The organism is Sphingobium aquiterrae (assembly GCF_037154135.1).
Classification (GTDB): Bacteria; Pseudomonadota; Alphaproteobacteria; order Sphingomonadales; family Sphingomonadaceae; genus Sphingobium; species Sphingobium aquiterrae.
This window is the reverse complement of record NZ_JBANFL010000031.1, coordinates 34,491-44,424: the sequence shown is the minus strand read 5'-3', so window position 1 is coordinate 44,424 and position 9,934 is coordinate 34,491. Positions and strand designations below refer to the sequence as shown.

The window sequence follows — 9,934 nt, the reverse complement described above, 5'->3', positions numbered from 1 at the left end:
AATCAGACCATGCCCAAGAGTCCAGAAAGACTCACCTTTCCCCGCCGCCCAGACTCCACTTCAAGGGAAAGCGACAGCCATGATCGTCGCGTTACTCAACCAGAAGGGCGGCGTCGGCAAGACGACGCTGGCGCTCCATCTCGCCGGCGAATGGGCTCGGCAGGGCGCGCGCGTAACGCTGGTCGATGCCGATCCGCAAGGCTCGGCGCTCGACTGGTCGCAGGTGCGTGAAGCGGAAGGCGCACCGCGTCTGTTCGGCGTACTGGGCCTTGCTCGCGACACACTTCACCGCGAGGTGCCCGAGCTGGCGCGCGCCGGTGACATGACCGTGATCGACGGGCCGCCGCGCATCGCCTCGCTCATGCGCTCGGCGTTGCTCGCGGCTGACGTGGTGCTGATCCCGGTGCAACCGTCGCCGCTCGACGGCTGGGCATCGGCCGAGATGCTGGCGCTGCTCACCGAGGCCCGCATCTATCGGCCGCAACTCGTGGCTCGCTTCATTCTCAATCGCTGCGCCGCGCGCACGATCATCGCGCGCGAGACCGGCGCGGCGCTGGCCGATCACGATCCGCCGCTGCTCGGGCCGCGCGTCGGCCAGCGCGTGATCTTTGCCGAAGCGGTGCAGCGTGGCCGGCTCGCGTTCGAGATCGACCCAGAATGTGCAGCCGCGCACGAGATCGCAGCGCTGGCCGCCGCGATCGGGATGATCGCGTGATGGCGGCCAATTCGCGCAAACCCGGTTTCGCGACCCGGCCCATCGGTGCCGAGCGGTGGATCAAGGCAAAACCCGCGTCACCCCCGGATATGCCGGATGCGTTCTCCGCCCGGCTGACGATCGACGTCACGCCCGCCATGCGGCGGCGGCTCAAACTCACCGCCGTGGCCCAGGGCACGAGCGTCGCCGACATGCTTCGCGCTCTTTTCGCGCGCGAATTTCCCGACCCATCAGGAGAAAACCCATGAACGACAACATGGCCGTAGGCGTGCCTGGCGGCGCTGTGCCGACCGCTCTGCGCGCTCCACTGACCGAGGTGGAAGTCACCTGGATCGAAAAGAAGATCGAACACTGGATACGCTTCGGCCGCGTCGCGCAGGACCGCATCGTGACACGGCGGACCCGCGTCATGAGCTTCCGACCGGGTACGGTCTTCGCGTTCATCCGCTGGGTTGCCAACGATTTCGGCACGATCGTCTCGCGCATCGACATCGTGCGTGCAGTGGCGCCGGGCGAACCTTACACCACGCTGCCGTTCGTCCGTCCCGGTGGCGAAATCCTTCTGCACATCGAGGGATGGCCGAAGGTCGAACAGGTGTTGCGCGCGATCGACGCGGTGGAAGCCACTGGCGTCGATCCGTGCGACGCCGCGCCCGATCACTGGCAGCATGTCCACAACCGCATCGCGGCCGGCCATCAGCCCCGCGACTACACGATCGAGCGTCATCAGGCGTGGCTTTTGCGTCGCGAGGTGCAGCCATGACGCGGTTCGGTTATGTGCTCGTGACGGTGCTCGCGGCCGAGTTGTTCGCGGGCCTGTTCATTGCCGTGGCGATCCTCGATCCGCTACCGCGCTTCATCTGGAACGCCAGCGCCAGCGCACCGATCGGCCTCTATACGCTGCACAGGACAGACGATCCTCCCATTGGCGCGCTCGTTGCCGTGGCCCCGCCAGCACCGCTTGCCGGCTGGTTGGCCGAACGCCACTATCTGCCGAAGAACGTGCCGCTCCTGAAGCATGTGGTGGCAACGGCGGGGCAACGGGTCTGCCGCACCAGCAGCATGATTACCGTTGCCGGCCAGATCGTGGGCAAGGCCCGCGAACGCGATAGCCGGGGCCGTGCGCTGCCGGTCTGGAAAGGGTGCCGGACGCTGCGCACCGGCGAGCTGTTCCTGATGAATCCCGCCGTGCCGGACAGTCTCGACGGCCGTTATTTTGGCCCGTTGCCCGCATCGACGCTGCTGGGCCGCGCGACACCGATGCTCACCCGCGATGTACCCGGCGCCTCGCTTCGCTGGCGAGGGTTCCAGCCATGACCATGCCCATTATCCGGCTGGTCGCGGGCATGGCGCTTGCCACCGTCGCGCAGCCGATCGGCGCGTCACCGACCGTCGCGCCACCGTCATCTGACGCCGCGGTTGTGCATCCGTTCGCTGCCCATGTCTCCGATGCGGCGCGGCGGTTCGGTATTCCCGAGGTATGGATATGGGCGGTGATGCGCGTCGAGAGTCGCGGCAATCCCCGTGCCGTCTCGCCGGCCGGTGCGATGGGTCTGATGCAGATCATGCCCGCGACCTGGGCGATCTTGCGCGCGCGTTACGATCTCGGCACCGACGCGTTCGATCCGCACGACAACATCGTGGCGGGCGCGGCTTTCCTGCGCCAGATGCACGATCGCTACGGCAACCCGACCGCAATGCTCGCTGCCTATAATGCGGGACCGGGCCGCTACGACGATTATATCGCGCGCGGCCGACCCTTGCCCGCCGAGACACGTGCCTATGTGGCACAGCTCGCCGACATCATCGGCGGGTCAAGCGAAACGCAGATTGCCGCCGAATCGCCGCCTGACCCGTTCGCCTGGCGCCGTGCGGCGCTGTTCATCCGCACGGCAGAAAGAAGCGTCGCCGGAACGTCCAGCGATGCGCCGCCGGATCGCCGGTCGAACGACAGTCCCGCTGCGGGACCGATAGCGACGGAGGTGCAACCGGACAGCCTGTTCGTCCGCCATGCCAGCACGGCTCGACCGCAGTGACCACAGTCATTTTCAGGGACCGAGATTCGCTGTGGAGGGCTGCGGAGAAGGAGAAAAATCAGGAGAAGAAGGGAGGGCAAGATACAAGCCGCACCCCATTTTCGCTGAAAACATCCTGTTTTCAACTACATGGCGCGGGGGCGTCGGTCGGCGAGCGTGCCGCTCGGAAGGAAAAGGCCAGCAATTTCAACGCTCCGAACGGCACCATTGCCCGTTTCGGCCGGAAAACGGCCCTGCGATGAGCCAGGACAACGAGTTTCGCGTCCGGCCGGGCAAGGCCCGGCGTAGCGGAGGCGCGGGCCGCAACGGGCGCGGCCTGATTGCCGAGGTGCTGCGCGTCGCCGCCAAGAGCGGCGCAGGCCGCGGTCATGGCTGGTCGGCATCGGCCCGGTGCGGGCAGTCGAACTTCGGCCGGGGCCGGACATCCTTCGCCCGCAACCGCCTTTTCAGCAGCCACCGGCGCGTGCTGGTCAAGATGCTGCCCGTCAACCAGCGGAGCGGCGGCCGGCGCATGGCGCCGCTCTCGGCGCACATCGCCTATCTCCAGCGCGAGGGCGTCACTCGCGACGGCTCGCCCACACAGATGTTCGATGCCGACGGCGACCGCGCCGACGCGCGCGGCTTCGCCGAGCGTTGCAAGGACGATCGCCATCATTTCCGCATCATCGTCTCACCGGAAGACGCCACCGAACTGTCGGACCTGCGCGAATATACCCGCGACCTCATGCGCGAGATGGAAACCAATCTCGGCACCAAACTGGATTGGGTCGCGGTCGATCACTGGAACACCGACAATCCCCATGTCCATCTGCTCGTGCGCGGGGTGGACGACCAGGGCAACGACCTCCTTATCTCGCGCGATTATATCAGCCACGGCCTGCGCTCCCGCGCCGAGGAACTGGCATCGGCCGAACTCGGGCCGAAGCCAGAACATGAAGTCGAACGCGCGCTAGAACGCGAGGTGACGGCCGAGCGTTGGACCAAGCTGGATCAGGAAATCAGGCGATCCGCCGACGAGCTGGGCGTGATCGACCTGCGGGCCGACCGGCCCGGCCCGGACGATGCCAAGGTGCGGCGGCTGATGGTTGGGCGGTTGCAGCATCTGGAGACGATGGGCCTCGCGGCGCAAGCCGAGCCGGGCCAATGGGTGATGGCCGAGGGCGCGGATACCAAGCTGCGCGAGCTGGGCACACGCGGCGACATCATCCGCACGATGGGCAAGGCGCTCGAAAGCCGAGGCCAGGACCGGCCGCTCGACAGCTATACGATCGTCACGACCGCACCGGAAAAACCGATTGTCGGCCGCCTGATCGACAAGGGGCTGCACGACGAGCTGGCCGGCACCGCTTATGCCGTGATCGACGGCACGGACGGGCGCGCGCATCATGTCCGCTTCCCCGGCATCGAGGCGCTGGAGCATAGCCCGGCAATCGGCGGCATCGTCGAGCTGCGCGCGATCGGCCGGCCGGACGAACCCAGGCGCACGCTGATCCTCGCCACGCGATCGGATCTCGACCTTGCCGCACAAGTGAAGGCGCCGGGTGCGACCTGGCTCGACCATCGGTTGATCGAACGCGGCGCGGGCCTCGCCGATGCCGGATTCGGCGCCGAGGCGCGGCGCGCGATGGATGACCGTGCCGACCATCTCGTCCGCGACGGGCTGGCAAGGCGGCATGGCGACCGGATCGTCTTCCAGCGCGGCCTGCTCGATACCCTCCGCCGCCGCGAGCTGGATGCGATGGGCGAGAAGATCGCCGGCCAGACCGGGCTTGCCTATCGGCCCGCAGCGGCCGGCGAGACCGTGGCGGGCATCTGCCGCCAGCGCCTCACACTCACCTCCGGCCGCTTCGCCATGATCGAGAGCATGGGCCGAGATGGGGGGCTGGGGTTCAGTCTCGTGCCCTGGTCGAACGGACTCGAACGCCAGCTCGGGCGACAGATCAGCGGCGTCGTGCGCGATGGCGGCGGCATCGACTGGTCGTTCGGCCGCAAGCGCGGCCTCGGCCTGTGATCCCATCCATCCCCCTGAAGGAGTGCCAATGCCATGTCCGCCACGAAGATATTATGGGGCCAGATCACCGTCGTTTTCCTGATCGTGCTCGCGGCCGTGTGGGGCGCGACCCAATGGACCGCCGCCGCTCTGGACTACCAGCCCGAGCTAGGCCCGCCCTGGTTCACGATCGCCGGCACGCCGATCTACCTGCCGCCCGCCTTCTTCTGGTGGTGGTTCAGCTATGATGCCTATGCGCCGGCGATCTTCCTGCGCGGCGCTTATATCGCCGCATCGGGTGGCATCGCCGCGAGCGCCGTCGCAATCGGCATGTCGGTCTGGCGCGCAAGGGAAGTGAAGAACGCCGAAACCTATGGTTCGGCACGATGGGCGAGCTTGCCGGAGGTGCAAGCGGCCGGGTTGCTGGGCGACGATGGCGTGGTGCTGGGCCGGTTCGGCATCCGCTATCTGCGTCATGACGGGCCGGAGCATGTGCTGTGCTTCGCGCCGACCCGGAGCGGCAAGGGCGTCGGTCTCGTGGTCCCCTCGCTGCTGACCTGGCCGGCATCCGCGATCGTCCATGACATCAAGGGGGAAAACTGGACGCTCACCGCCGGCTTTCGCGCGCGTCAGACCCAGGTGCTGCTGTTCGATCCGACCAATATGGCATCGGCCGCCTATAACCCATTGCTGGAGGTGCGGCGGGGGCAATGGGAAGTGCGCGACGTGCAGAATGTCGCGGACGTGCTGGTTGACCCGGAAGGGAGCCTGGAGAAGCGCAACCATTGGGAAAAGACCTCCCATGCGCTGCTGGTCGGCGCGATCCTCCATGTCCTCTACGCCGAGGCCGACAAGACGCTGGCCGGCGTCGCGGCATTTCTGTCCGATCCTTCGCGCACGATCGAACAGACGCTGGCCGCGATGATGACGACGCCGCATCTCGGCGAGGCCGGCGTCCATCCCGTCGTCGCCTCGGCCGCGCGCGAACTGCTCAACAAATCCGAGAACGAACGATCCGGCGTCCTCAGCACAGCCATGTCATTTCTCGGGCTTTACCGCGATCCGGTCGTGGCGGCGGTGACGTGCGCCTGTCACTGGCGCATCGCTGATCTTGTCGAGGGCGAGCGGCCCGTCACCCTCTACCTCGTCGTGCCGCCGTCCGACATTTCGCGCACCAAGCCGCTCATCCGCCTGATCCTCAACCAGATCGGCCGGCGCTTGACCGAGGAACTGACGCCGAACGGCAACCGCCATCGCCTGTTGCTCATGCTCGACGAATTTCCGGCTTTGGGGCGGCTGGATTTCTTCGAGAGCGCGCTGGCGTTCATGGCGGGCTACGGCCTCAAGGCTTTCCTGATCGCGCAAAGCCTCAACCAGATCGAACGGGCCTATGGCCCCAACAACGCGATCCTTGATAATTGTCACGTCAGGGTGAGCTTTGCGACCAATGACGAACGCACGGCCAAACGGATCAGCGATGCGCTCGGCACCGCCACCGAAATGCGAGCGATGAAGAACTATGCCGGGCATCGGCTGTCGCCGTGGCTGGGGCATTTGATGGTGTCGCGCTCCGAAACCGCGCGCCAGCTTATGACGCCCGGCGAGGTGATGCAGCTCCCGCCTGACGACGAAATCGTCATGATGTCGGGCGTCCATCCGGTGCGCGCCAAAAAGGCGCGCTACTATCAGGACCGCCGCTTTGCCGAGCGGGTGATGGCGCCGCCCGAACCCGTCGCCGGCACGGCGCGGCCCGATGACTGGACCGGCTCCATCGCCGCCGCCGATCCGCAGGCCGTCGCCGCAATCGTCCAGGCCGAGGAAGACGCCGCCAATGGCGGGCTGCGCCGCGAGCCTGAACTGCCCGATCATGTCGCCATCGTGAAGGAGACGACGTCGGCATCGCCCGCGCAGGAATTTGCGATCGTCGATGACGAACCCGAGGACGTCGCACGGCAGGCGGCGGCGCGACGGCAGCAAATGCGCGGGCTGGCGCGGCAGGCGTCGCTCGATCCCGGCGACGGCATCGAACTATAGGAGGCGACCATGCGTGTCCGGCTCAATGTCTATTTCCCGCCCGAACTGGCGAAACAGGTCGACGAACTGGCAATCCGGCGGCGCATTTCTCGGTCGGCGATCGTCGAGGCGGCCGTCGCCTCCTATCTGTCGCCGGACGGCGCCGACCGGCTGGAGGCGGCGTTCGCGCGCCGGCTCGATCGGCTGTCGCGTCAGGTCCAGCGCCTCGAACGCAATACCGGCCTGACCACCGAGGCGCTGGCGCTGTTCGTTCGCTTCTGGCTGTCGGTGACGCCACCATTGCCCGACGAGGATCAGGCCGCCGCTCAGGTGAAGGGGCGCAAGCGCTATGAGGGTTTTGTCCAGACGCTCGGGCGGCGCTACGCCAGCGGCAAGAGCTTGCTCGACGAGATACCCGAGGACGTCGGGGCAGATCCTGATTCTGGATAGTCGCATCGTCAAACTGACTGGCCACGGCTCAAGGTGAAATTGGCTCTCGATTGCTTGACATCGCTTTCAGATTTTAAGCGATGTCGGTCCCCGGCACCCGCTCTTTTGGAACCAATAACTTGAACTCACCTTGCGCCCTGGTTACGAGATCGACATCGCACTATAGGACCTGTTGGCGGCAGGGCCAATTCATCAGGAGCCGACGGGTTGCCCATCCGCGTTGTTCGCGCTCCTATATTGCTCGCAGTGGCGACGTTGGCGGTCGCAGATGCACAGGCAGCAAGCCCGCCGATTGACATTCCCTCCCAGCCCCTGATCTCGGCCATCGCCGCGCTGGCGCGACAGACCCGCGCTGAAATCCTGCTCCAGGCACCGGGGATGGAGGGGCGGCGTACGCACCGTGTTCGCGGGCAGATTTCCACGGGCGACGCGCTGACGCGGATGACCCGAGGTTTGAACCTGACAGTAAGGCGGCTGGGAGTGGGCATCTATGTCGTCCAACCAATGCCGCCACATCCCCGCGCGCCGGTCAAACCCGAGGGATTTCGCGGCGAGGTGGATATTCTCGTCACCGCCCGGCGGAGGCTGGAGAAGGAAGACGAGATACCACTGCTGGTGACACGGCAGGGGCTCGATATGCTGAACCGCCAGGCGGTGCGGACACTTGCCGATCTGGCGCGGGTCACGCCCGGCTTCATCGCGACCGGGCAGAGTTCCAGCTCGACACCGACGCTGGTCATGCGGGGACAAAGGCGACCGACGGGCGACGAGAACCGCCTGCCACTGGTCGTCTATCTGGACGAAGTGCCGTTGCCCAATCAGGCCGCGCTCTCGCCTCTGTTCGATATAGCCTCCGTCGAGATATTGCGCGGGCCGCAAGGCACCTTATTCGGGCGCAACACGACTGGCGGTGCCGTGCTCTTAAGCTCGGTCATACCGGGTTCGGGCACTCCCTCCTATGTGGAGAGCACGATTGGCAACTATGGATTCACGGCGCTGGAAGGTGCGCTGGATGTGCCCATCGCTCCGGGCGTATCGATCAGAGCTTCGGGGCAGCGAACCCGGCGCGACGGTTTTGTGCGGCTTGTGTCGCGCGGCGACGCAGACGACGCGCATAGCGACGCGGCTCGCTTGATCCTGCGGATAGAGCCGGCGCCGCTGATGCGTTCGACGACCAGCTTTGAACTGCTGAACGCCGACGAGAAGGGTTCAGCGCAGATTCTGGCTGGTGCTTATGCGGGCGGTAGCGCACGTACCGCCGTCAATGCTGCCTATTTCGACTGCGGCAATCCTGTCTGTGACGTCGATGCCATTTCCCTCGCACAGCAGGCCTTGGGTGGGAGGGTGTCGCAAGGTGGCGTCACGCCGCTCTTTCGGCGCCGCTTCAGGGGACTGTCCAACATCACCGAATATGGTGACGAGGATCTGAGCATCCGCAATATCCTTGGTTGGCGATCGACCCGGATGGAAACCGCCTATGATGGTGATGGCACGCCGTTGCAGCTCAATGATAGCTATAATCTGGTCAATTTGCGGCAGTGGACCGAGGAGTTGCAGGTCCAGGGAACGATCGGGCGCATGCGTTATATCGGTGGAGCCTTTTATCTGGACAGCGCGCCTGACGGGCCGATGCTGCAGCGCGCCGCACAATTCGTGCGGCCGGATAATCCCATTCTTGTAATCGCCAGTTATCAGCACTTCAAGAGCGCCGCACTGTTCGGACAGGCATCGCTGCCACTGGGCAGGGGACGAACGGCGGATCTCGGCCTGCGCTACACAATCGAAACACTCAAGGGCTGCTCGCTGCGATCTACCACGTCTGCGCCCTTGTCGACGGTTGCCTGCCTCGACAATGGTGGATCATCAGCACGCTCGCGCGCCAGCCGGCTGACATGGACTGCTGCGCTCAGCCAGCGGTTTGGTGACGCGACCGTCTATATCACCAGTCGCAGGGCTTTCCGGTCGGGCGGCTACAATATACCGGCGCTGGGTGTCGCGCTATCCACATTCCAGACCTTCAAGCCGGAAACCATTACTGACGTGGAAGGCGGAGCGAAAGGCAAATGGCAGTCGGGCGCCATAAGTGGCTATTTTGCGCTGGCGGGCTATGTAGGCCTGTATCGCAACATCCAGCGCGGGCTGTTCCCCCAGCCGGATTTTGACGGCGACAGCAATGACCTAAATGATCCCATCACCCTGTTTGTCAACATTGCCCGAGCGCGGATTGCCGGGATCGATGGCGACCTGTCCATCGATGTTGGTCCGCGTACGGGGTTGCGTCTTTCTGCCTCCTATGTCGATGCGCGCTATACCAAGGTCGATGCGCCGACGGAACTCGTTGGCCTGCTTGGCGACAGTCCCCTCGATAACCGTTTCTCTTACACACCCCGTTTCAGTGTGACTGCTTCGCTCACTCATGACGTGCTTTTGCCCTCGACGCTCGGCACGCTCGAACTGGGCGTGGACTACAGCCACAGCAGTTCGATCCGGTTTGCCGAGCGGATCAACGACCCTTTCGCGACGCAACCGGCCTATGGATTGCTGGGCGCCTCGATCAGTTGGCGCAGGGTTGGCGGATATCCGCTCGACGTCCAACTCTGGGGACGGAACCTGACCGATCGCTATTATGCCATCGGCGGTGGGACGCTCAATCCGACCTATACAACCGCAACCCTTATTCCTGGACCACCACGCACTTTTGGGCTGCGCGTCCGCTATGTCTTCGAATAG

General features: G+C 65.3%; 10 protein-coding genes. All 10 read left to right on the top strand.

Translation table 11 applies throughout. The features are described 5' to 3' along the window. Nucleotides 1-79 precede the first annotated feature (79 nt). Nucleotides 80-715, top strand: a complete 636-nt coding sequence (gene parA / locus WFP78_RS22085) for a ParA family partition ATPase (RefSeq protein ID WP_336966609.1) — start codon at nt 80-82, stop codon at nt 713-715. Continuing rightward, the gene (locus WFP78_RS22080) at nt 715-963 is read left to right on the top strand and encodes a hypothetical protein (RefSeq protein WP_336966608.1); all 249 of its coding nucleotides are present in this window, start codon (nt 715-717) and stop codon (nt 961-963) included. The genes parA and WFP78_RS22080 overlap by 1 nt, the downstream gene beginning before the upstream one ends. Then, nucleotides 960-1,478: a DUF2840 domain-containing protein gene (locus WFP78_RS22075; RefSeq protein ID WP_419723019.1), complete on the top strand. Its 519-nt coding sequence runs from the start codon at nt 960-962 to the stop codon at nt 1,476-1,478. Before WFP78_RS22080 ends, WFP78_RS22075 begins: the two co-directional genes overlap by 4 nt. Next, nucleotides 1,475-2,032: a S26 family signal peptidase gene (locus tag WFP78_RS22070; RefSeq protein ID WP_336966606.1), complete on the top strand. Its 558-nt coding sequence runs from the start codon at nt 1,475-1,477 to the stop codon at nt 2,030-2,032. Before WFP78_RS22075 ends, WFP78_RS22070 begins: the two co-directional genes overlap by 4 nt. Then, nucleotides 2,029-2,751, top strand: coding sequence for a lytic transglycosylase domain-containing protein (locus tag WFP78_RS22065; RefSeq protein WP_336966604.1), 723 nt, complete (start codon nt 2,029-2,031; stop codon nt 2,749-2,751). Before WFP78_RS22070 ends, WFP78_RS22065 begins: the two co-directional genes overlap by 4 nt. After that, nucleotides 2,748-2,993, top strand: a complete 246-nt coding sequence (locus WFP78_RS22060; RefSeq protein WP_336966602.1) for a hypothetical protein — start codon at nt 2,748-2,750, stop codon at nt 2,991-2,993. Before WFP78_RS22065 ends, WFP78_RS22060 begins: the two co-directional genes overlap by 4 nt. Next, a complete protein-coding gene (locus tag WFP78_RS22055) occupies nt 2,990-4,762 on the top strand; it encodes a relaxase/mobilization nuclease domain-containing protein (protein WP_336966600.1) in 1,773 nt (590 codons plus the stop codon). The genes WFP78_RS22060 and WFP78_RS22055 overlap by 4 nt, the downstream gene beginning before the upstream one ends. A gap of 33 nt (nt 4,763-4,795) precedes the next feature. After that, nucleotides 4,796-6,775, top strand: coding sequence for a conjugal transfer protein TraG (locus tag WFP78_RS22050; RefSeq protein ID WP_336966598.1), 1,980 nt, complete (start codon nt 4,796-4,798; stop codon nt 6,773-6,775). A 9-nt stretch (nt 6,776-6,784) separates the two neighbouring features. Further along, the gene (locus WFP78_RS22045) at nt 6,785-7,204 is read left to right on the top strand and encodes a ribbon-helix-helix domain-containing protein (RefSeq protein ID WP_336966596.1); all 420 of its coding nucleotides are present in this window, start codon (nt 6,785-6,787) and stop codon (nt 7,202-7,204) included. Nucleotides 7,205-7,411: 207 nt separating this feature from the next. Beyond that, nucleotides 7,412-9,934, top strand: coding sequence for a TonB-dependent receptor (locus WFP78_RS22040; RefSeq protein WP_336966594.1), 2,523 nt, complete (start codon nt 7,412-7,414; stop codon nt 9,932-9,934).